The sequence below is a fragment of the Geodermatophilus sp. URMC 65 genome, assembly GCF_053502545.1.
Genome location: NZ_CP199954.1, coordinates 5,347,556 through 5,369,674 on the forward strand (window position 1 = coordinate 5,347,556; position 22,119 = coordinate 5,369,674).

Here is a 22,119-nt window from a genome sequence, read left to right on the forward strand (position 1 = left end):
GCTGTGATGTAGGACGCCCATCCGAGTGGCCCGTGTGGCAGGACGGCGCGGGAGGAGACCGCTGGCACCCGCCGACCTACTTCTGCCAACCGATCATCTCCGGGGTTGCCACGAAGAATCGCCCGGCTCCGTAGTTGGCGAGTCCGGTCTTGACCGCGACGATCGCCGGCGGGTTCACCGTGGGCAGTACGCCGTAGGTGCTCAGCGCCGTCGTTTCCGCGTCGGCGGCCTTCGCGTACTGGTCGTCGGGGGTGGGCAGCGTGTTCACAGACTTGATCAGGTCGTCGTTCTTCGGATCGTTCACCCCGGACTTGATGAGGCCGCTGTTGGAGCAGTAGACCTGGCAGATGTAAGCGATTCCAAATGGATCGGACTGCGAGATTCCCGAGTAGAACATGTCGAACTGCTTGCCGATGACGATCTTGGAGAAGTCGCCGGAGGGTACTTGGCGTATGTCCATCTGTGCCCCGATGTTCTTGAGCATGGCAGCGGTGCCGCCGGCGACGGCCTTGCCGACCGCATCGTCACCGGTGTTCACGTAGGTGAACTTCAGCGGCTGCCCGTTCTTTACGCGCACCCCGTCCGAACCGACGGCCCATCCGGCAGCGTCGAGGTCCTTCTTGGCCTGCTCCGGATCGAACTTGATGACGTTGGCGACGTTGTCGGTGTAGCCGTCCTGGAAGGGCAGCAGGATCATCGAGCCCTGCGGGTCGGCGGTGTAGTCCAGTCCGTTGAAGTGGAACTCGGCAATCTGCTTGCGGTCGATGGCCTCGAAGATGGCCTTGCGCACCTGCGGGTCGGACAGGATCGGGCTCTGGCCGTTGAGCGTGAAGTAGTCCAGGGACAGCGACGGGCCCTTGCGTACTTCGGTGTCCGGCTGTCCCTGCACCTGCGCGAGCCGGTCCTTGCTGCCGACGCCGACGGCGTCGATCTGACCGTTCTTGAAGGCGTTCAGGCTGGCGACGTCCTCCATCGTCAGGAACGTTCTGGTGTCCAGTTTGCCCGCCTTGCCCCACCATTTCGGGTTGCGCTCGAAGACGATGACGCCGTTCTGTTGGTCGTACTTCTGGACCTGGTAGGGTCCCGCGCCCCACTCGTTGTGCGGATTGTTGATGTAGCCCTGATTGTATACGCCCGGGTCGGCGGCCTCCGGGTTGAGCAGCACGTTGAACAGGCTCTGCCACCACAGGTTGATGCCCTGGAAGGTCACCACGGCTTGGCGGTCGTCGGCGCCGCGGACGACCGAGGTGATCCGGTCGTAGCCGTCGGTGGAGCTGACGAGGTAGGTCGGGTCCGAGCCGTTACTGGTCTTCCAGGTGGACTCGAAGGAGTGCCAGTCGATCGGCGAACCGTCGTTGTACGTGGCCTTCGGGTTGATCGAGTAGGTGATCTTGGTGTTCCCGTCGACTGTCTCCTGCTTGACATCGGTCAAGTAGTCCGGGTTGTAGACCGCGTCGCCCTCGGACGTGAAAGTGATCAGGATCGGGTTGTACCAGCGCCACACGGTGAGGGTGTAGGCCGTGCCGTCGGTCTGGAACGTATTGAACTGCGGCGAGATCTCCGGCAGCGACGTGGTCAGGGTGCCGCCGTCCCTGATGTTCTCGTAGGGCTGAGGGTTGTACTGGACCTTCTCGGCGAGCGACTGGGCGGTCTCGCCGCCGTTCGCGTCATCCGGGCCGGAGCCGCCAACGCAGGCGACCAGGGCCATCGACAGCGCGGCCAGCGCGGCGAGGGCTGCGTTCCTCTGCGCGGTTCTTCTCACAACGGTCATGAGCTTCTTCTCTACGAGGTCGGCGTGTTGCAGACGTTGTACGGCCAGGACCGGCGTCAGCGGAAGTGGCACGCGTTGCGGTGATCGGAGTCCGCTCCACCGGCCAGCGCCGGGGTCTCGTTCCTGCAGCGGGCCTGCCGGGCGCCGTCGAGCGCCAGGTGGAGGGGGCACCGGTTGACGAAGCGGCAGCCCGGGGAGGAGTCGGTCGGGCTGGGCAAGTCGCCGCGCAGCAGCACCCGTTCGCGGGTGCGCTCGACTTGCGGGTCGGGCACCGGTATCGCCGAGAGCAGGGCTTGGGTGTAGGGGTGCCGGGGGGTGACGAACACCTCCTCCACCGGGCCGACCTCCACGATCCGGCCCAGGTACATGACCGCGACCCGGTCGGAGATGTGGCGCACCACCGACAGGTCGTGCGCCACGAACAGGTACGACAGCCCCAGCTCGGCTTTGAGCTCGTTCAGCAGGTTGATCACCCCCGCCCGGATCGAGACGTCCAACGCGGAAACCGGCTCGTCGAGCACCACCAGCGACGGGCTGGTGGCCAGCGCGCGGGCGATGCCGATCCGTTGCCGCTGGCCGCCGGAGAACGCCGTCGGGAAGCGGCCGCTGTCCGCCGGGTCGAGCCCTACCAGCTCCATCAGGTCCTCGACACGCCGGGCGATCGCGGCGCGGTCGGTCACGCCGAGCACGCGCAGTGGTTCAGCGAGGATGTCGAAGGCGGTCAGCCGGGGGTCAAGCGACCCCATCGGGTCCTGGAACACCATCTGCAGCCGGCGGCGCAGGTCACGCTCCGCGTCGCGGCCACGCAGCCCGGCAACGTCGACGCCGCAGACCCGGATGGTGCCGTGCTCCGGCGGCCGCAGGTTCATGATCTCGAGCAGCGTCGTGGTCTTGCCGGACCCGGACTCGCCGACCAGGCCGAGGGTCTCGCCCTCCCGGATGTCCAGATCGACGTCGCAGACCGCGTGAACCCATCCCACCCGGCGCTTGAGCAGCGCGCCCTTGAGCAGCGGGTAGGTCTTGCTTACGGCGGTCAGCTCAAGCACGGCCGGGCGCTGGTCACGGGCTACCGCTGTGGCCCCTGACCGAGGCACCGAGGGGAGTGTGTAGACGAGCGCACCGTCGATCCGGCCGTCCTCGATCCCGTCGGCCCGGATGCAGGCCGCGCTGTGCTCAACTGAGGTGCCCAGCACCGGGGCGAGCTCAGGTTCCCCCTCCGCACACCGGGCGATCGAGATCGGGCAGCGGGGTTCGAACGGGCACCCTGGCGGCAGGTCGACCAGCAGCGGCGGATTGCCCTTGATCGGCACCAGCGGCGCACGGGCCGCAGCGTCGACCCGGGGGAGGGCGCCAAGCAGCCCGATCGTGTACGGCATCCGCGGCCGCGCGAACAGCTCATCAACCGGTGCCGTCTCCACCGGTCGCCCGGCGTACATCACCAGGACATCGTCGGCGGTCCCGGCCACGACACCGAGGTCGTGGGTGATGAGGATCAGGGCGGCGCCGGTCTCGGCCTGGGCGAGCTTGAGGACCTCCAGGATCTGGGCCTGAACCGTGACGTCCAGCGCTGTGGTCGGCTCGTCGGCGATGATCACCTTCGGGTTGTTGGCGATCGCGATCGCGATGACGACCCGCTGTCGCATCCCGCCGGAGAACTCGTGTGGGAACGACCGTGCCCGGGCCGCCGCGTTGGGAATCCCGACCAGGTCGAGCAGCTCGACCGCCCGTTTCCAGGCGACATCCCCGTCCAGGTCCTGGTGAATCTGCAGCGCCTCGACGAGCTGGCGCCCGACCGAGAAGATCGGGGTCAACGAGGACATCGGGTCCTGGAAGATCATGCCGAGCTCGCGGCCGCGAATCGTCGACAGCCGCCGGTCGTCGAGCCCGAGCAGCTCGCGGCCGTTCAGGGTGATCGACCCGGACACCGCGGCGTACTCCGGCAGCAGGCCCATCACCGCCAGGGAGGTGACCGACTTGCCCGAGCCGGACTCACCGACGATGCCCAGCGTCCGGCCCGGGAGCAGGTCGACGTCGACGCCGCGGACCGCATCCACCCGCCCGGCCTCGGACGGAAAGGAGACGTGCAGGTCGCGGACCGACAGCACGGGAGTGCTCATGCCCGGCCCCCGGACCGTGAGGTCGGGTCGAGGGCGTCGCGCAACCCGTCGCCGATCAACGCCATCGACACGGTCAGCAGAGTGACCAGGCCGGCGGGGACGTAGAACAACCACGGGGCGCTGGACACCGTGTTGGCCCCGTCACTGAGCATCGTGCCCAGCGAGACGTCGGGCGGCTGTACCCCGAACCCGATGAACGACAACGCCGTCTCGGACTGCACGGTCGCCACCACGCCGAGGGTGAACGAGACGATCAGCAGTGAACCGATGTTGGGAATGAGGTGGCGCACCACGATCCGGATCGGCCCGACCCCCATGTAGCGGGCGGCCTGCACGTACTCCCGTTCCCGCAGGGACGTCGTCAGGGACCACACGACACGGGCGCCAAACATCCAGCCGAACACGGTCAACACCAGGATCAGCACGGACCAGTCGCCGTGGGCCCGCTGCGAGACCAGCGCCAGGATCAGGAACGACGGCACCACCAGCAGGAAGTGGATGACCGCGAGGATGATCTTCTCGGCGAGACCACCAAGGTACGCCGCCGCTGCGCCCACGAACGCCGCGATCATCGTCGTCAGTGCCGACACAACCAGCGCGATGACCAGCGACCGCTGCAGGCCGTGCACGGCCTGGGCGTAGGTGTCGTTACCGGCGCCGTTGGTGCCGAACAGATGCTCGGGCGAGGGCGCCGAGCTCAAACTGGCGAAGTCGACGTCGGTGTAGGTGTAGGTGGTGAGCAGCGAGCCGAACAGAGCGAACAGGACCAGCAGGGCCAAGACGGCCAACCCGACCACCGCGCCCCGGTTCCGCAGAAACCGACGCAGGTAGAGCCGTCGCCGGCTGACGTGCGTTCGGCGGGTGCCCCGTTCCTCGGTCTCGCTCGGCGTCGACGCCACGTCGACAAGGGCCTCGAGGCCGGGGATGTTGGCGGTCACGAGCCGCTCACCCGCACGCGGGGATCGAGGGCCACCACGGCCAGGTCGGCCAGGATAGCGCCGACCGCGGTCATCAGGGCGCCGAACGCGGCGACGGCTACCGCGCCGTGCACGTCGTTCTTGCTGATCGTCGTCACGAAGTAGCGGCCCATGCCTTCCCAACCGAAGATCGTTTCGGTCAACACCGCGCCGGTGAACAGGGCGGGGACGGTAAACGCGATGGAGGTGGCAACCGGAATCAGCGAGGTCCGCAGCCCGTGCCGACGGATCGCCTCGGACCGAGTCAGCCCCTTGGCCCGCGCCATCCGCACGTAGTCGGCGTTGATGTTGTCCAGCAGTAGCGAGCGCTGCAAAAGATGGTAGCCGGCGTAACTGATCACTGTCAGGGCAATGGTCGGCAGGGCCAGATGCCGCAGCCGATCCAGCACCAGCGACCAGAACCCGGTGACCGTGGGGGATTGGGAGCCCGCCACAAAGAACAGCGTTTCGTCCAGGGATCGGTTGAGCGCGATCGCCAGCAACACCACCACCAGGCTCGCCACCGGAACCGGGATGTTCAACGTGATGATCGACAGGGTCTGGGTGAGCCGGTCGGCCAAGCGGTACTGACGGGCGGCGGTGTAGACGGCCAGCGCAATGCCGATGACCGTGGACAGGATCGTCGACAGCAGCACAAGTTGGGCACTGACCCCGATCCGGAACGCGATCTGGCCGTTGACGGCCTCTCCCTCAGGGGAGAATCCCCAATTCCAATGCAGCACAATGTTGCTGAGCCAATGCCACCAGCGCACGAGCAGCGGGGTGTCGGGGCTCAAGTCGTACTGCGCGAGAGCACGGTCGATCTGCTCCGGCGATCGAGGCGGGCGCAGCTGCAGGTAGTTCGCCCGCGGGTCGAGGAACCAGTTCGCCAGGAAATAGGTCAAGTTGGTAGCCACCACAATCATGAGCATCCAGCTGACGACTCTCCGGGCCACGTACCTCAGCACGGCGGCATCGCCCGACATCCACCAGAGGCTGCCCTGCGGCACGAGCCGCCGACGAACCTGACCGCCACGCGCCCGATCGTCCTCGTCGCCCGGTCACCGTCAAGACCATCGCAAGATCGGTGCAGCAGCGTGCCATGTCTGTAGGCCACCAACAGGGCCGCCCCCGTAGCGCTCCCGACGGGCTCGCCCCCGAAGCCACCCGCCGCTTCGCCGGCCAGGTCGCCCAGGCGCGCAGGGCGCTGGGGGAGGAGAGACTGCCGGCGATCCGACTGCACGACCTCCGCCACACCCACGCCACCCTGCTGCTCGCCGACGGCGTGCCGGTCAAGATCGTCTCCGAGCGCCTCGGCCACGCGAGCGCCACCATCACGCTCACCGTCTACCAGCACGTGCACCCCGGCATGGGGCGCGAGGCGGCCGACCGCTTCGCGGCGCTGCTCGAGGGGTGATCCGAGGCGCGGAGTATCACGCGGGTATCACGAGGGCCTCGAAGGCCCCTACAGCAAGACACCCGGGCTCCTGACCTGCAGGACCACCGGGGTGAGGCTGTGTCCGAGGGGCGACACGCTACATAGGCACACGGCTGCGTCCGCCTCGCTCGTAGCCGGTGGCGGGTTGACCATCGCCCTACCGTCTTGAGGGGCGAGACGTGTCCGCCGTCATGGCGGGTCCGGCCTTAGTACTGCAATGGCAGTTATGGGGGTGCCTGGCCTCGGGTGCGGTAGTGAGCGGCGCGGGCCTGGGCCTGGCGTCGTCGGCGCCACCAGGACCAGTCCGCGGCGTGGTCCAGGTCGGGCCGGGGAGCGCGGATGAGGGTGTTGAGCAGGCGCCGCAGCTCGGGCACGGTCAGCGCGATGAGCTGGTCGGTTCTGGCTGCGGATCCCCTTTTTCCGCGGTGGCGCGGGTGGCGGACAGATAGGCGTGGGCGAGCATCGCCAGGGTGATGTGCCGATACCAGGCGGTGTAGTCGCGCACCTGGTAGGAGGCCAGCCCCGCCTCGTTCCTGGCGGCCTGGAAGCACTCCTCGATGCGCCAGCGACCGCCGGCCACGGCGACCAGCTCCTCGAGGGTGGTGCCCGCCGGGCCGGCGCAGACGTAGAAGGCTAGCTCCGGCGTCTCCTCCGGGGTCTGCGGGATGCTGCGGCGGGCCAGCGCCCAGCGGGATCAGTCGGGATCGAACCCGGCTAGCAGCTCGACTCTTGCCCAGTCGTAGAGGCGCAGGCCGTGCGCGCCGGCGCCGGCCGAGCGCCGCTGCCAGTTCTCGGCCGGGACCTCGGCGATCAGCGCGCGGACCCGGCGCTGCCGCCAGTCGACGGTGGCCACCGTGTCGTTGCTGCGGGTGGCCAGCACGTAGGGCAGGCCGTGCTGTTCGCACCAGACCCGCAATCGCTTGTCCTGTCCGTAGATCTCATCGGCGGTCAGCCAGCCGACCGCCACCCCGGCGTCAAGGGTTCGCTGCAGCATGCTGCGGGCCAGCTCGGGCTTGGTGGCGAAGCCGACCTCGTCGCCGATGCCGGCGGCGCGGGCCCGCTCGCGGTCGTCGGTCCAAGCCTTCGGCAGATAGAGCTCCCGGTCGATCAGCGCCCGCCCGATGTCGGTGGCGTAGGCCAGAAAGACCCCGATCTGGCAGTTGTCGATCTTGCCGGTGGTGCCGGTGTACTGCCGGCCCACTCCGGCCGACCGGGTGCCCTTCTTGATGAACCCGGTCTCGTCGACGATGAGCACCCCGCCCGGGCCGAGCCCCTCGCTCACGTAGGAGCGCAGCTCGTCGCGCACGGCGTCGGCGTTCCAGTCCGCGGTGCGCAGCAGCCGCTGCATGCCATCGGGTGAGATCTCGCCGGCGGCCTCGGCCAGCGTCCAGCCGTTCTTGCGCTCCCGCTGGCCCAGCAGCCCCCGCAGATACGCCAGCACCCGGGCCCGCGGCTCCGCGCGGGCGAACACGCCGGCGATCCGCCGGTGGACCTCCTCCAGGCCCGCCGCCCAGTCCTGCACCTCGGCCACCAGGCCATCGCAGCGCATCGGCACACGCTGCTACCAGCCCTCAGCCGATCCCGGCAAGGACACGCGCAAGTGCCGTTGCAGTATTAGAGATCGTTTCAAGATGAACTCGGCGTGCCTCCCGCGAGGATCGGGCCGACCTGCTGAGGCTGTGGTGGGTGATCGAGGAGCTCGTACCTGACGGGTTGTGGGAGCGGGTCGCTCCCCTGTTGCCGCCGCGGAAGCCACGCCGCTACCGCCATCCGGGTCGGCGGCCGATCGATGACCGGGCCGCGCTGGCCGGCATCGTGTTTGTGCTCAAGACCGGGATCAACTGGAACCAGCTGCCCACGTCGCTCGTCGGCTGCTCCGGGGTGACCTGCTGGCGCCGGTTGCGGGACTGGACCGCCGCCGGCGTCTGGCCGGCCCTGCACGAGCTGCTGTTGGCGCAGCTGCGCGCGCTCGGTGAGCTGGACCTGGACCGGTGCGCGGTCGACGGCTCCCACGTGCGAGCGCTCAAAGGGGGGACCACGTCGGCCCGTCGCCGGTCGACCGCGGCCGGCCGGGCTCCAAGCACCACCTGATCGTCGACGCCGGCGGCATTCCGCTGGCGGTCAGCCTGACCGGCGGCGACCGCAACGACGTCACCCAGCTCATCCCGCTGGTCGATGCCGTTCCGCCGATCCGGGGCCGGCGCGGCCGACCCCGCCGCCGACCGCGGGAGCTGTTCGCCGATCGCGGCTACGACCACGACTGTTACCGCCGACAGCTGCGCGCCCGCGGCATCACCCCGCGGATCGCCCGCCGCGGCGTCGCCCACGGCTCCGGCCTGGGCAAGCAGCGCTGGGTGGTCGAGCGCAGTTTCGCCTGGCTGCACGCCTTCAAGCGGCTGCGCACCCGCTACGAGCGCCGCGGCGACCTGCACCTGGGCCTGCTCCAGTTGGCCTGTGCGCTGATCTGCTACCGCCACCTGCTGTCAATCTGAAACGAGTTCTTAGGGTCGGGCGACGGTGCGACGGGGAGGGCGGATGGCCGACTTCCTGCGGGTGACGGTGCGCGACCGGGTGGGGTGGATCGAGTACGACCGCCCGCCGGTCAACGCCTTCCACTGGGAGATGCTCCAGGAGGTCCCGGAGGCGTTGGAGCAGCACCTCGCGGACCCGGCTGTCCGAGTGGTGGTGTTCGGCAGCGCCCTGGACGCGCACTTCAGCGTAGGCGCGGACCTGCGGGTCTTCGCCGACATGGACGGCGAGGGCATGCGCAGCTGGGTCGACGTGTGTCACGACCTGGTGCGGAGGATGCGCGCGTCGCCGAAACCGCTGCTGGCGGCCGTCCACGGCACCGCGGTCGGCGGCGGTCTGGAGATGGTGCTGCACTGCGACGTCCGCTTCGCCGCGAGCACCGCCCGGCTCGGGCAGCCGGAGATCGGCATCGGGTTCATCCCGCCGGTCGGCGCGACGCAGGCGCTGGCCCGCCTGCTGGGTCGGCCGCGGGCGCTGCGCTTTCTCTACGACGGCACCCTGCTGAGCGCGGAGGAGGCCCACGTCATCGGCCTCGTCGACGTCGTGGTCGCTCCCGAGCGGCTCCACGGGGAGGTGCAGGACTACGCCGAGGGGCTGGCCCGGAAGCCGCCGCGGGCGCTGGCGGCGATCCGGCGCTGCATCACCGAGGGCGTCGACCTGCCCTTCGACGAGGGTCTGGCGATCGAGCGGGAGGAGGCGGTGGCGCTCGGTGCGACGGCGGACTTCCGCGAGGGGCTGGATGCCTTCCTCGGCAGGCGAGCACCGGTCTGGTCGGACTGACCGGGGGCCCGGGGCGCCGAGACAACCAAGGCCCTGGTCAGTGGTCCCTCAGCTGTGTCCGAGGGGCGACTCGCTACATACGCACACGGCTGCCTTCGTCCGACCGGTGACGCGGCGGGTGCGCTGGCTGAGGGTCCGGAGGCCGCTCACACAATGTGCGGCCACCGCCTTGTCGGCGATCGACGAGGCGGCGGCGCCACGCGCTTCTCCTCAAGCGCGGTCATCCCCGGGCCGAGGTGGGCGTCACTGCCGCGGCGGAGTCCTCGTCGAACTGGCGCATCAAGGGCCGCGGGGACGACGGCCAGCGCGGAGTCGGCGTCCAGCGCGGCGGCCAGCCCCTCGCGCTGCGGCGCGCCCTCCGATCGGTCGGTCTGCCGCCGTACCGTGAGTCACAACCGGCGACCCGGCACCCGATCAGTCGCCCAGCCATGTCGGCAGGCAAGCTCCGTGTGGGAGCCGGTCAGCGGACGAGGCCCGTCAGGGAGATCCGCACCGGCCCGGCGCTGAGTGCGACGCCATCGCGCAGGCGCCGGACACCGGGCGCCGCCCACTGCCAGAGCGTCACGCGCAGCTCCAGCGTCGGCCTCGGCGTCTGCGTCTGCACCCAGGCCGTGCCGCGGCGCCCCTCCGGCGGCGGAGCCGCGGGGTGCACCGGATGCGGGACCGGCATCGGCGCAGCCTGGCGCAGGTCGTCGAGCAGGTCGTCCTGCAGGGCTCGGGGGCGCTTGGCCCGTGGACCGGTCTTGTCGGCTGTTGTCATCGCTGGACCCTCTCGGCGGCGGTCAGGGCCTCGTCGGCGAGCGCGAGGTACGCGGTCGCCACCGGGCTCGTGGGGTGGGAGAGCACGACCGGACGCTTGGCCAGCGTGCTGGTCGGTACGCGTCGGGACAGCGGCACGCGCGTCTGGAGCAGGGGGAGGTCCGTGCCGTCGAGCGCCCCGGCGACCTCACGCGCCGCGCGACCGTGCTGGTCCCAGACCGCACACGCGACCCCGACGAGCACGGCCGAGGTGTTCTCGTACATGCGGTGCTGCTCCAGGAAGGCCGCGACGCGTGCGACGCCGACCGCGGAGCCGGGATCGCTGGTGAAGACGCTGAGGACGGCGTCGACCGCGCAGACGGCGGCGAGGGTGAGGCCACCGAGGTCCCCACGGGTGTCGAGGACGACGTGTTCGTACTCGCCCATCAGGGGTCGCAGCACGCGCCGCACGCTCGTCACCAGCCCGCCGGTCGTGGCCAGGTGGGCCGCCGCCGTCTCCAGCGACGGGTGGGACGGCAACAGGTCCAGGCCGGGCGCGACGTCGTGCCGGACCACGGCGCGCGCATCGGCGGAGGGGTCCTCGAGGAGTGCGGCCAGGCTGTCGTCGCCGGACTTGGCAACGACCCCGAAGGCCCGACCCAGGCTGTCTTGGGGGTCGACGTCCACGGCGAGCACCTTGCCGCGTCGGGCGAGGGCGACGGCCAGGTTCGCGGCCATCGCCGTCTTGCCCACACCGCCCTTGGAGGAACAGACAGCCAATCGCATGGGCGAAGTGTGCGGACCGCTCGCGGCCACGGGCGGGTGCCGGGCCGCCCACGCGGTGTCCGTTGTCCCACCCGACGCACTGTGCTCGATGTCACCACCGGCGGGTGCCCTGCGCCGGGTCGTCGAGTGCTGACGGCCGGAACCGCCCGGGCGCGATCACGCTTCTGGCACTGCCTGCCGATGAGGCAGGCGAGGCGACGGCCGACCCTCGACCTCCGTCGCCCGGGGAGAGCGCAGCGATGACTGATCCAGTCCGGCGGATCGGCGACGCGCTGGCCGTGCTCGCCGGCGCGCACCCGGACGTCCTCGAGGCGGCGCCTCGTGCCCGCGCGCGGTTCGTCGCGCTGGGTGGCGTCCTGCTGAGCACCGGCGCCCTCGCCGCCCTGTCGGCGTCGTTCGCGGTGCACATGGCGCTGGGCGCCTCGTGGCCGGTGGCGTTGCTCATCGGGCTGGGCTGGGGTGCGGTGATCGTCAACCTCGACCGGATGCTGCTGGTGGGGATGGCGCACGACCCGTCGCTCCGGCGGAACGTCGTCCTGGCGGTGCCGAGGATCGGGCTGGCGCTGGTGCTCGGCGCGGTCATCGCGACGCCGCTGACCTTGCGGGTGTTCGGCCCCGAGATCGACGCGGAGGTCGTCTCGATCCAGGCCGAGGCGGCGGATGCCTACAAGGCCGGCCTCGAGTCCGACGCCCGGTTCCGGCAGCTCCCTGCACTGCGGGAACGGATCGCCGCCCACCAGGCGGTCGTCGCCAGCGGTGGGCACGCGGACCCGGCGTTGGAGCCGGTGAACGACCGGCTGGCGACCGAGCAGGCCGCCTACGACAAGGCGGTCAGCAGCTACCAGCAGCTGGCGGCGAAGGCGCAGTGCGAGATGGACGGTACGTGCGGCACAGGGGACGCCGGGGACGGTGGGGCCTACCAGAGTGCCAAGGCGGCGGCCGAGGCGCAGGCCGCGGTCGTGACCGCAGCGAAGGCCCGTCTCGACGCCGCGGTGACCGCCGCCGAGGTGGCCGGGGCTCGCAGCGTCGCACAGGCACAGGCCGGCCTCGCCGCCGACGAGGCCACGCTCGCCGGCCTCACCGCGGAGCAGGACCGCCTGCAGACCGCGTTCGAGGCCACGAACGACAACGCTGACGGCATCCTGATCCGGCTGCAGGCGCTGAGCCGGCTGAGTGACCGCGACAGCACGCTGCAGATGGCACACCTGATGCTCTCGTTGCTCTTCGTCTGCATCGAGCTGCTGCCGGTGCTGATGAAGGTCCTGCTGAACTTCGCCCCTCCGAGTGCCTACGACCAGGTCACCGCGCTGCGCGACCACGACGACGTCGAGGCCATGCGGCTGCAGCAGAAGGTGCGGCTGGGGGTGGAGCAGGCGCAGGCGGAGCTGCTCCTCATGGCCGAGTCCGAACGGGTGGAGACCAGGAGACAGGGCATCCTCGCGCGGCAGCACGCCGCCGAGGCGGTGAAGGCGGCCCAGGAGCGCGAGGCGGCCGAGGCGGCCGAGGCGCGGCGGGCCGAGCGCCAGAAGCAGGTGATCCTGGCGCGTCAGCAGGCGGCCGAGGCGCGGCGGGCGGCCGAGGCGCGGGAGGCAGCCGAGGCGCGCAAGGCGGCGGAGGCGCGGCGGGCGGCGGAGGCCCGGCGGGCGGCCGAGGCGCGGCAGGCGGCCGAAGCGGCCGAGGCCCGCAAGGCGGCCGAAGCCCGGCGGGCGGCCGAGGCGGCCGAGGCGGCCGAGGCGCGGCGGGTGGAGCGCCAGAAGCAGGTGATCCTCGCCCGGCAGGAGGCGGCCGAGGCGCGGCGGGCGGCCGAGGCGCGGGAGGCAGCCGAGGCACGCAAGGCGGCCGAGGCGCGGCGGGCAGCGGAGACGCGCAAGGCGGCCGAGGCCCGCAGGGCGGCCGAGGCGCGGGAGGCGGCGGAGGCGCGGCGGGCGGCCGAGGCGCTGGAGGCGGCGAGGGCGGAGCTCGAGGCCGCGAGGCTCGAGCTGGAGCAGCAGGCGGCGAGGGACGCCGCGGCCGAGGGGAGCGCACGCTGGCCGTGGGGCATGGACCCGTTCGGCTTCGCCCGCGACGCCGCCGTGCGGACCGTCCGGACGGTCACCCGCCGAACCTCCGACCGGGTCCCGACGTCGGTCTGACGCCGGTCGGGTGGCCGTGAGCCTCGACGGTGCCCCTCGTGCCCAGAAGTCGGTGGCCGAGTCGGTGGCCGCGCTGCGTGCCTACCGGTCCGCCCGCGGAGGGCTGGCCTTGGACCTCGTGCGCGACTCGGCGCTCGTGCTGAGCAATCTGGACGGCACCCACCGGCACCCGGAGCGGTTCTCCTGTCGCTTCGCCGGCCAGGTCGCCCCGGCTCGCAAGGCGCTGGGGGAGGAGCGGCTGCCGGTGATCCGGCTGCACGACCTGCGGCACAACCACGCCACCCTGCTGCTGGCCGATGGCGTGCCGGTCAAGGTCGTCTCGGAGCGCCTCGGCCACGCGAGCGCCACCATCACGCTCACCGTCTACCAGCACGTCCACCCCGGCATGGGCCGCGAGGCGGCCGACCGCTTCGCGGCGCTGCTCGAGGGCTCATCCGGCGTGCGAAGTATCACGCGGGTATCACGAGGGCCTCAGAGGCTCCTACAGCAAGACACCCCGGGCTCCTGACCTGCAGGAACACCTGGGTGAGGCTGTGTCCGAGGGGCGACACGGTACGTACGCACACGGCTGCCTCGGTGAGCATGGGGCACGCCGAGGGTCAGAGGCCGCAGAGCCGTCCCTCCGACCTTCCGCGGGCCGGGATGGACGGCCCGGGCCGAGCGGACGTGTCACCACTCACCGGCGAACGCGACAACCGATGATTCCGGCCCGCTGCCGCAGTCGATCCGGTGTGCGACGCGGGAGGAGCGGACTGTGATAGCCGGTATCAAGCAGCGAGTCTCGGGTGACCGGCGGCGTACGGCAAGGCGGCCCGCCGGCCATGACGGATGAGCTCTGGCATGGCAGCGTTCGAGGACGTCCGGCCGCTGGGTGCCGAACTGGAGCGCTCGTACCAGGTGTACGTACGCGGCAGACTGAAGTTCCGCGTCAAGCAGATCGTCTACGTGGCCTTCTCCCTGGACGAGAGCGTGATGGGGTTCGCGTTCCCCAAGGAGGAGCGGGAGGTGCTGGTCCTGAGCGAACCGCACAAGTTCCAGATGCCGACGGCGTCGGATATGCGCTTCAACTGGGTCCACGCCGAACTTGCGGCATTGGACCCCACCGAAGCCCGCGAGCTCGTCGTCGATGCTTGGCGCATGGTCGTCCCCAAGAAGCTCTCGGACGCCTACGACATGACTCATCCCATCGGCCCGGAGTGAAGCCCAGTCTGTGTCAGTCGGCGGACAGCCCAGTTCGGAGGGCGCGAACCCGCTTGGCGAGTCGTCACCTTTCTCAACCTCTCAGTTGACCACGCCCGGTAGACCGCGTTAGCGTGGTTCTCAACCGGAAGGTTGACAACGATGTCGGCCGACCCGGCGTGACCTCGCCTTGCACGCCGGGGTCACCGAGGGCTTCGACGAGTCGACGACCTGCTCTCGAAAGGGACCCGACATGACATCCGCCCTCACGAGTCCGGCCCGGCGGCATGCCTACGAAGCGGCCCGGTTCACCGAGCTGGTCGAGTCAGCCTCGGCCGACGACTGGGCCCGATCCAGCCCGGTCGCGGAGTGGACGGCCCTGGACATCGTGAAGCACCTGGTCGAGTGGTCCCGCGGCTTCCTCAAGGGTGCCGGGATCGAGCTGCCGGCCCTGGACGTCGAGGCTGACCCCCTGGCCGCTTGGAAGCAGCACGTCACCGACATCCAAGCTGTCCTTGACGATCCCGCCGGACGGGTGCTCAGCAACCCGCACACGGGCCACAAGCCCGTGGACGAGGCGATCGACCAGTTCTACACCGGAGACGTCTGGATGCACTCCTGGGACCTCGCCAAGGCGCTCGGTCGCGAGCCTGACCTGGGCCAGGAGCGCTGCCGCGCCGCGCTGGCGGCCATGGAGCCGATGGAGCAACTACTGCGCGACAGCGGGCAATTCGGTCCCGCCGTGCCCGTCGGCCACAACGCCTCCCCGCAGGACCGGCTGATCGCCTTCATCGGCCGCGACCCGGCCTGGCAACCCGATGGTGGCTCGTCACAAACGGCAGGCTGAGTTCTCATCGACGACCAGGTTGAGCACGCAGTCATCGAGCACTGCGGCCCCTGACAACGCAGCCGCGTCGGTTCCCCGAACGACCCCTGCGAACAACGGCGCAAGAGACAGAACCCGCCTTGGGGCGAATCGTCCCGCCCGGTGTTGTGCCGGGCGGCCGACGCTGTGACGACGTCCCGGGTGGCGGGGGGCCATCGTGTCGTCGCTGGCAGTGTGGATGACATGGCTGATTTCCTCTCCCGTCGTCGTGGTGACCGGTGCGAGCGGATTGGTGGGCGCCGCGGTGTGCCGGGCGCTCGTCGAGCGGTCGGCGCGGGTGCGCGCCGTCGTCCGACGCGTCGGCAGCGCGCCTGCGCTTGACGGAGTCACCGAGCACGTCGGCGACTTCGCTGACGAGGGCCTCGCCCGCGCGGTGACCCAGGGAGCCGACGCGGTCGTCACGACAGTCCACCCGATGGGCGCGTCCCGAGAGGTGCAGCACCGGGTGGCCGTCCAGGGGACGCCGGTCCTCGCTCGGGCTGCCCGGGACGCCGGCGTCGCCCGGTTCGTGCACGTGTCCACGGCCGGGGTCTACGACCGCTCGGCCGGTGTCGGGGACATCGCCGAGGACGGTGCTCTCCTGCCCGGGGGCAGCGGCGACTACCCCGACACGAAGAACGCCACCGACGTCGCGCTGGCGCAGGTCGGCGGGCTCACCACCGTTCTGGTCCGCCCGCCGGCGATTCTGGGCGCCGGGGACACGTCGGTCTGGAACACACTGCGACCGCGTGCGATCCGCGACGGGGAGCGCCGGGCGAACCCGACGCAGACCTGGGCCTGGGTGCACGTGGACGATCTCGCAGCCTTCATCGCCGACGTCGCCACGGGCGCCGTCGCAACGGCCGACGACCCGGAGCGAGGCCCCGCGGCCGGCGGCACCACCCTGGTCATGCTGGCGGGCGAGCCTGTGACCTGGCGGGACTACCTCGGCACGGTGGCCGACGCGTTGGGCGTCGCGCCCGAGTGGACCGACGAGCCGGTCTGGACCGGGCAGCTGCTCACCGAGCGCGCGCGGGCGTGGGGCTGGGCGCCGAGAGTGAACCTCGCGCGAGCCATGGAGGAGCTGCGGCAGGGACTGATGACACCTTCGTGACAGCAGGTGGGGCGCCTGACGAGGGACGCCACCCCAGTGCCTGCACCAGGTCGGGGGCGGTTCAAGGGTCCGATAACGAGGACAACGGGCCGGCCGATGTGGTCCGTGAAGCATCCAGCGGGACGTGCCGACACCAGAAGCAGAAGAACCCCCAGTGGCCTGAAGGACGGGGGGGGTCAATCCAGTGTCCGAGGGGCGACACGCCACATGCGCACACGCCTCGGCTGGCTCGACAGCCGGACGTGAACAGGCCCACGACTCCTACTACGGCCGAGCTGTCGCGTGTGCACCTCGCGGCGGAGCAGTCGGCCAGGACGACGGGGGACGAGCCAGGTGCAGCACGTGCTCAGGCGCCAGGTACGTGACGACCGCGTTGCGCTCGACCAGTTCGAAGAGGCGGCGGGCGGTGGTGGCGTTCGGCACCGGCGGACGGGGCGACGTCACGCACGGGCGCCGAGCGGCGGGTGCTCGAGCACGCGTGGCTTGTACTCGACCAGCTGGATGCGGCCGTCGAATGTCCGGTGCTCGATCATCTCGAGGGCGACGTCCGGGTAGCCGTCGTAGATGCGTTCTTCCCCCGTGGCCCCGGTGATCACCGGGAACATCACGACCCGGAAGCGGTCGACGAGTCCGGCTTTCAGCAGGGACCGGCACAGGCTGAGGCTGCCGATCGTGCTGAGGAGCCCCGAGCCGTTCTCCTTCATGGCGCGGACCGCTTCGACGGCGTCGTCGCGGACGAGCGTGGAGTTGGCCCACGCCAGTGGCTCCTCGAGCGAGGAGGAGAACACCACCTTGGACGCTTGCGTGAGCTCGTCGACGGACGCCTCTTCCTCGGCCCTGAACTCGTCCTGGCCATGCGGGACCTCGCCCGCGGCGAAGCCCGACATCAGACGGTAGGTGTTCGCTCCCATCAGGTAGGTGACCTCGGGCTGCTCGCCGAGCCAAGCGAGGTACTCCGGGCCCTCAAGGCCCCAGAACCCGGGCCAGCCCTCTGCCGATGCGTAGCCGTCGAGGGAGGTGATGAAGTCGACGAGAAGCTCTGACATGGCGGTGTCCTCTCCCAGGGTGTTTCGAGCTTCGACCGGCCGGGAGCCACGAGTTCATCGGCCGCGCTGTGGGGAAACGAGGAACCCATCGGGCGGCGCCGACGGCCGGGGCGGCCTATCCGCGCGGACGGTGCGCTACGTGTTCACGATCCTGCGGTCGGCGCTGAACGACGCGGTCAAGCAGGGACGGCTCCCGGTGAACCCCACCGATCGCTCGACGGCCCCGAGCCCGTCGGAGGGCCGCCCACCGGAGATGCAGGCGTGGACCGCGCCGGAGCTCGCTCGCTTTCTTCGCTGGGCCGACCAGCAGGATCCCGACCTCGCCATGGGCTGGCGGTTGCTCGCGGCCACCGGGATGCGCCGAGGTGAGGCGCTGGCCCTGCGCTGGCGGGACGTGGACCTGGACCTCGGCCGCCTGGCGGTCCGCCGCAGTGTCGGCGTGGTCAAGGACAAGGGCGCCGGCGAGCGACTTGTCGAGGGCCCGACCAAGACCGGCCAGTCCCGGGTCGTCGACCTCGATGCCGGCACCGTGGCCGCGCTGCGCGCCTACCGCGCGGTTCGCGGTGCTGACGCTCGACCTCGTCCGGGACTCGGCGCTCGTCCTCAGCAACCTCGACGGCACCCACCGGCACCCGGAGCGGTTCTCCCGCCGCTTCGCCGGCCAGGTCGCCCAGGCGCGCAAGGCGCTGGGGGAGGAGAGACTGCCGGTGATCCGGCTGCCCGACCTCCGCCACACCCAAGCCACCCTGCTGCTCGCCGACGGCGTGCCGGTGAAGGTGGTCTCGGAGCGCCTGGGCCACGCGAGCGCCACCATCACGCTCACCGTCTACCAGCACGTGCACCCCGGCATGGGCCGCGAGGCGCCGGACCGCTTCACCGCGCTGCTCGAAGGCTGATTCGAGGCGCGGAGTGTCACGCGGGTGTCACGAGGACCTTTTGAGGCCCCTGCAGCAAGAGACTCCGGGTCCCTGGCCTGCAGGAACACCGGGGCGAAGGAGTGTCCGAGGGGCGACACGCTACATACGCACACGCCTCAGGACCTCGATGTGACTGCCCGCAGCAGCCGCTGCATCCAGGGACGCATGGGTGCAGCGGTCGTCGTCCGTGAGACGAACCGCTGGGGCTCATCTCTCCGGCTCGGGGCACTCACCGATCGGGCGCAGACGGATGCGCCGCTCGGTCACTGCCTCGACACGCGCACGGCTGTAGCACAGCGGAAACGCCTCCCCACGGCTCCAAGCCTCAAACAGGTCGGAGTAGTGCGGGCTGTCGGGGTCGCCCGACTGCCCTGGGCTGTTCATGACCAGAGAGCTGTCCCAGTCGCCGACGTCCACGACGATGCGGAAAGTCGCTCCGCCGGTCTGCACGAACGTGTCGGCGTTGTAGGCCGTGTTGCCGACGGTGTCGCCGCTTCCGCCGCGCGGCGCGGGCCCGACCGCGAGGCGCGCCCGGGTGTCCTCGCTCATCAACGGGGCCAGCGCATGCGCGAGGTGGGAGACGTGCAGCCGTCCCCACGCCCATGTCCCGCGGTCGGGGCCGAGTAGCTGCTCCACCTCGGCGACGGCCGGTGCGAGGGTCGACTGCAGGATCTCGTCGAGCACCGCCTCGCCGTCCTCACCCAACCAGTCGACGGGGTGCTCAAGGATCGCCAGGTCCGTCCGGGGGTCGGCGAGGAGACTCTCCTCGGGTGTCACCTTCCTCACGACGGTGTCCACCTGATCGGCCGGTACCAGCCGAGCCACCGCCGCACGCATCAGGGCCGGCCGGAGATGGCGCCGGTACCAGACCTCGAACAGCGCGCCCGGGGACGACTCCGGACAGAGGTCGCCGTCCCAGGTCGTAAGCAGCCGCAGCGCGTCGTTCGTGGTGTCGTCGTCGGCCGTCACAGAGGCCAGCCGCCGAAGGATCCGGCGGGCCGAAAGGCTGACGAAGTCCGATTGCAGCTGCACGCAGTCCTCCGGGGAGAACCGCCGGTCGCCCCCGAAGATCTCGGCGAGCCGCTCGGCTCTCGACGAGGGGTACCAGTCGAACGAGATCACCTTGTCGTGCGCCGGGTAATCCTCGGGCAGGTTCATCTCGTTCGCGGTGGCCAGCCAGCCCCGTTCCGGGTTGCTGGCGACCGGCAGTTCGTCCATGTCGCGGAAGCCGGCCCACTCGTAGCGCCCGTCGCCGGGCACCGGCAGCGTGCCCTTCCAGTTGGGCCGGATCGGGGTGAGTCCGGCCGGTTTCCAGCCGATGTTCCCGGCCGGGTCCGCGAAGAGCTGGTTCTCCGGCGGCGTGCCCCAGCGGTTCATCGCGGCGAGGAACTCGTCCCAGTTCGTCGCCCGCATGTAGTCCATGCTCCCGAGGTAGGGAGCCGTCCCCGGCTCCAACCAGGCCGCCCGGACGGCGAACGCGGTATGGCGCTCGGCGTCCTCGTGGATGACTGGGCCGTGCCGGGTGTACCGCAGCTCGACCTCGACGTCCTCGCTCCCCTTGACCCTGACCGTGTCACGGACCACTCGCATCGGCTCCCAGCGGTCCTGGTAGCGGTACTCCAACGGATTCTCCGGATTCGTCCGGTAGACGTACAGGTCTTCCTGGTCGATCGAGAAGATCGTCAGGCCGAAGGCGATCTGTCCGTTGTGACCTATGGAGATCCCCGGCAGAGCGGGTTCGCCGGCGCCGATCACGTCCAGGCCGGGCGCCGACAGGTGAGCCACGTAGCGCAACGAGGGGACCGACAGCGCCCGGTGGGGATCGTTGGCCAAAAGCGGTCGCCCGGTCGTCGTCCGGTGCGGGGCGAGCACCCAGTTGTTGCTGCCCTGCAGCGCCGGCTCCCTGACCCCGGTGAGGTCTGGTGGGTCGATCGCGAGACGGTAGATCCGCTGGACGTCGTCCGGGATCAGCGACAGGTCCAGGCCCTCGGGGACCACTAGATCGACGGGCGGCTCACGGCGCCGGCGCAGGTCCTCCACCCGGGGGTCGTGGTCGCGCAGGATCAGTGCGCGCGCGACCTCGGAGTCGAGGTTGTAGTACAGCCCGTTGGACCGGATGCGCGCGAAGTCCTCCGGCGCCCACAGCGCCGGTTCGTAGCCCAGCTCGCGGAACTCCAGCGGCAGCAGCCCCCGGTCCTGCAGGGCCAGGCGGACGTAGGCGTTGACGCCATCGACGAACGCGGTCGCGACCCGCTTGGTGTCCGAGCCGTACGACAGCCACTCCGGGTGCATGTCCCCGCGGTAGTAGAAGAGCCGGGACGCGCGATCGCGCTCGATCATCGACGGGCCGAACACCTCGGCGAGCAGGCCGAGCCCCCGGCGCCGCCAGAAGTCCAGCTGCCACAACCGATCGCGGGCGGCGTTGAACCCCTGCACCCGGAAGACGTCGTACAGAGTGGAGGCGTACATGTGCGGGACGCCCCAGCGGTCGATCAGGATCTCCGCCGGCCCTTCGAGGCCGGGTAGTACGAACTCCGCGTCAGCGGTCACGCCAGCCGTCCCTTCGACGACGAGATGCCGCATCTGGTCGCGGCGTCAGGAAGCGCCGCGCAGTCCGGGCTCGGCGTACTCGGGATGCTCGGTCTTCCACTGGTCGAGGGGGTTCGCGGCCTTCCACCGGTCCACGAACTCGCTGATCGTCTCGAAGACGACGCCGTCGTGGCCGGACATGTGCTGCAGGAGCCGTTCGAGCATGAGCATGCGGTGACCCCGGCCGATCACCTGCGGGTGCATCGTCAGCGCGTACACCGCGCCGTCGCCGTCGAGGTCGGCGTGCCGGTAGGCGTAGTCGAAGTCGCCGCGCCAGATCTCCTCGATGTCGGAGGGGCTGGCGAGGCCGGAATTGCTGCCCCACACGAACTCGAAGGGCGGGAAGTCGTCCAGGCCCCAGGTGACCGGGACCTCGACCAGCTCCACCGGTTGACCGAAGACGTACGGCTCCGTCGGGGATGCCTTGTCGCCCTGCCGTAGGTAGTACGGCTGGACGTCGTTGCCCATGCAGCTCGAGTCGTAGTCGAACCCGAACTCGAGCAGCAGGTCGATGGTGTTCTCACTGAAGTCCCAGGCGGGGGAGCGATAGCCGCGCGGGCGGATGCCGACCACCTTGTCAAACGCCTCGAACCCGCGCTCGAGGTTGCGCCGCTCCCCGTCCCGGTCGAACTTCTGCGGGTTCTCGTGGACCCAGCCGTGGTGGCCCAGCTCGTGGCCGCTGTCGTGGATGCGGCGGACCAGGTCTGGATAGGCGTAGACGCTGTGCCCGGGGATGCAGAAGGTCGCCCGGACGTCGTAGCGCTTCAGCAGGTCGAGGATGCGGGGAATCGCGGCCGCGCCGAACTCGCCTCTGGACATCATGCTCGGGCTGGTGGACCCCATCGACCCGATCCACAACGAGATGGCGTCGAAATCGAAGCCCAGGCAGACCGACACCCGTGCTGATCCGTTGGTCATGACGGCCTCCGCTCCTGCTGACGGCTGCACCGACCGAGGGGCCGGCGCGCTCGTGCAGGGGTACCGGTGCACGAGCACGGCTCCTCTGGTCCGGGTATCCCACCACGGAGCGGTGACGACCACCAGGGCATCGCGGACGGGGAGCCCGCTGGGCAGTCGCCTGTGCCGCCGTGTCCGCATGCAGGCCGCCAACGTCCCATCAATGGTGGGGAGGGCCTTTTGTCGTTTAGCAGCTCCACTGGCG

Annotated in this window: 18 protein-coding genes and 1 pseudogene; 9 read left to right on the forward strand and 10 right to left on the reverse strand. The window is 70.4% G+C overall.

Features of this window, described 5'->3' with window-relative positions:
• Positions 1–76: 76 nt before the first annotated feature.
• The 4 genes from ACWIX7_RS25750 to ACWIX7_RS25765 are packed head-to-tail and all read right to left on the reverse strand — an operon-like array spanning position 77 to position 5,830.
• The gene (locus tag ACWIX7_RS25750; RefSeq protein ID WP_448619245.1) at positions 77–1,843 is read right to left on the reverse strand and encodes an ABC transporter family substrate-binding protein; all 1,767 of its coding nucleotides are present in this window, start codon (positions 1,841–1,843) and stop codon (positions 77–79) included.
• Entirely contained in the window at positions 1,828–3,888 is a 2,061-nt protein-coding gene (locus tag ACWIX7_RS25755) for an ABC transporter ATP-binding protein (protein ID WP_448619246.1), read from the reverse strand. Before ACWIX7_RS25755 ends, ACWIX7_RS25750 begins: the two co-directional genes overlap by 16 nt.
• Positions 3,885–4,826, reverse strand: a complete 942-nt coding sequence (locus tag ACWIX7_RS25760; protein ID WP_448619247.1) for an ABC transporter permease — start codon at positions 4,824–4,826, stop codon at positions 3,885–3,887. The genes ACWIX7_RS25755 and ACWIX7_RS25760 overlap by 4 nt, the downstream gene beginning before the upstream one ends.
• Complete coding sequence (locus ACWIX7_RS25765) at positions 4,823–5,830, reverse strand: ABC transporter permease (protein WP_448619248.1); 1,008 nt, start codon at positions 5,828–5,830, stop codon at positions 4,823–4,825. Before ACWIX7_RS25765 ends, ACWIX7_RS25760 begins: the two co-directional genes overlap by 4 nt.
• 101 nt (positions 5,831–5,931) lie before the next feature.
• On the opposite strand from ACWIX7_RS25765, the gene ACWIX7_RS25770 reads away from it, so the two are divergent.
• Entirely contained in the window at positions 5,932–6,261 is a 330-nt protein-coding gene (locus tag ACWIX7_RS25770; protein ID WP_448619249.1) for a tyrosine-type recombinase/integrase, read from the forward strand.
• A gap of 397 nt (positions 6,262–6,658) precedes the next feature.
• Here ACWIX7_RS25770 and ACWIX7_RS25775 read toward each other — a convergent pair.
• Positions 6,659–7,831: pseudogene (locus ACWIX7_RS25775) on the reverse strand (IS701 family transposase).
• Positions 7,832–7,968: 137 nt separating this feature from the next.
• On the opposite strand from ACWIX7_RS25775, the gene ACWIX7_RS25780 reads away from it, so the two are divergent.
• Positions 7,969–8,774 (forward strand): IS5 family transposase gene (locus ACWIX7_RS25780; protein ID WP_448619250.1). Its coding sequence is split into 2 segments (ribosomal slippage): positions 7,969–8,308 and positions 8,308–8,774, totalling 807 coding nucleotides; the frame shifts between segments, so codons are not numbered across the junction.
• A 43-nt stretch (positions 8,775–8,817) separates the two neighbouring features.
• Positions 8,818–9,591: an enoyl-CoA hydratase/isomerase family protein gene (locus ACWIX7_RS25785; RefSeq protein ID WP_448619251.1), complete on the forward strand. Its 774-nt coding sequence runs from the start codon at positions 8,818–8,820 to the stop codon at positions 9,589–9,591.
• A 460-nt stretch (positions 9,592–10,051) separates the two neighbouring features.
• Here ACWIX7_RS25785 and ACWIX7_RS25790 read toward each other — a convergent pair whose 3' ends face one another.
• Both ACWIX7_RS25790 and ACWIX7_RS25795 read right to left on the reverse strand, forming a co-directional pair.
• Entirely contained in the window at positions 10,052–10,351 is a 300-nt protein-coding gene (locus ACWIX7_RS25790) for a hypothetical protein (protein WP_448619252.1), read from the reverse strand.
• Positions 10,348–11,115: a ParA family protein gene (locus ACWIX7_RS25795; protein WP_448619253.1), complete on the reverse strand. Its 768-nt coding sequence runs from the start codon at positions 11,113–11,115 to the stop codon at positions 10,348–10,350. The genes ACWIX7_RS25790 and ACWIX7_RS25795 overlap by 4 nt, the downstream gene beginning before the upstream one ends.
• Before the next feature lie 239 nt (positions 11,116–11,354).
• Between ACWIX7_RS25795 and ACWIX7_RS25800 the strand changes: the two genes are divergently transcribed.
• The 5 genes from ACWIX7_RS25800 (at position 11,355) to ACWIX7_RS25820 (ending at position 16,405) form a co-directional block, all read left to right on the forward strand.
• Positions 11,355–13,247, forward strand: coding sequence for a DUF4407 domain-containing protein (locus tag ACWIX7_RS25800; RefSeq protein ID WP_448619254.1), 1,893 nt, complete (start codon positions 11,355–11,357; stop codon positions 13,245–13,247).
• A gap of 16 nt (positions 13,248–13,263) precedes the next feature.
• Positions 13,264–13,755 carry a tyrosine-type recombinase/integrase gene (locus ACWIX7_RS25805; protein ID WP_448619255.1) on the forward strand — a complete coding sequence of 164 codons (492 nt, stop codon included), beginning with the start codon at positions 13,264–13,266 and terminating at the stop codon, positions 13,753–13,755.
• Positions 13,756–14,087: 332 nt separating this feature from the next.
• Positions 14,088–14,447, forward strand: coding sequence for an MmcQ/YjbR family DNA-binding protein (locus ACWIX7_RS25810; RefSeq protein WP_448619256.1), 360 nt, complete (start codon positions 14,088–14,090; stop codon positions 14,445–14,447).
• A 169-nt stretch (positions 14,448–14,616) separates the two neighbouring features.
• Positions 14,617–15,273, forward strand: a complete 657-nt coding sequence (locus ACWIX7_RS25815) for a TIGR03086 family metal-binding protein (RefSeq protein ID WP_448619257.1) — start codon at positions 14,617–14,619, stop codon at positions 15,271–15,273.
• A 196-nt stretch (positions 15,274–15,469) separates the two neighbouring features.
• The gene (locus ACWIX7_RS25820; protein WP_448619258.1) at positions 15,470–16,405 is read left to right on the forward strand and encodes an NAD-dependent epimerase/dehydratase family protein; all 936 of its coding nucleotides are present in this window, start codon (positions 15,470–15,472) and stop codon (positions 16,403–16,405) included.
• 440 nt (positions 16,406–16,845) lie between these two features.
• On the opposite strand, the gene ACWIX7_RS25825 is transcribed toward ACWIX7_RS25820, so the two are convergent.
• Complete coding sequence (locus tag ACWIX7_RS25825) at positions 16,846–17,451, reverse strand: dihydrofolate reductase family protein (protein WP_448619259.1); 606 nt, start codon at positions 17,449–17,451, stop codon at positions 16,846–16,848.
• 563 nt (positions 17,452–18,014) lie between these two features.
• Here ACWIX7_RS25825 and ACWIX7_RS25830 point away from each other — a divergent pair.
• Positions 18,015–18,347 carry a tyrosine-type recombinase/integrase gene (locus ACWIX7_RS25830; protein WP_448619260.1) on the forward strand — a complete coding sequence of 111 codons (333 nt, stop codon included), beginning with the start codon at positions 18,015–18,017 and terminating at the stop codon, positions 18,345–18,347.
• Positions 18,348–18,575: 228 nt separating this feature from the next.
• On the opposite strand, the gene ACWIX7_RS25835 is transcribed toward ACWIX7_RS25830, so the two are convergent.
• Together ACWIX7_RS25835 and ACWIX7_RS25840 are read right to left on the reverse strand one after the other, a co-directional pair.
• Positions 18,576–20,918 carry a penicillin acylase family protein gene (locus ACWIX7_RS25835; protein WP_448619261.1) on the reverse strand — a complete coding sequence of 781 codons (2,343 nt, stop codon included), beginning with the start codon at positions 20,916–20,918 and terminating at the stop codon, positions 18,576–18,578.
• Between the two features lie 45 nt (positions 20,919–20,963).
• Positions 20,964–21,875, reverse strand: a complete 912-nt coding sequence (locus ACWIX7_RS25840; RefSeq protein ID WP_448619262.1) for a polysaccharide deacetylase family protein — start codon at positions 21,873–21,875, stop codon at positions 20,964–20,966.
• Positions 21,876–22,119: the final 244 nt, after the last annotated feature.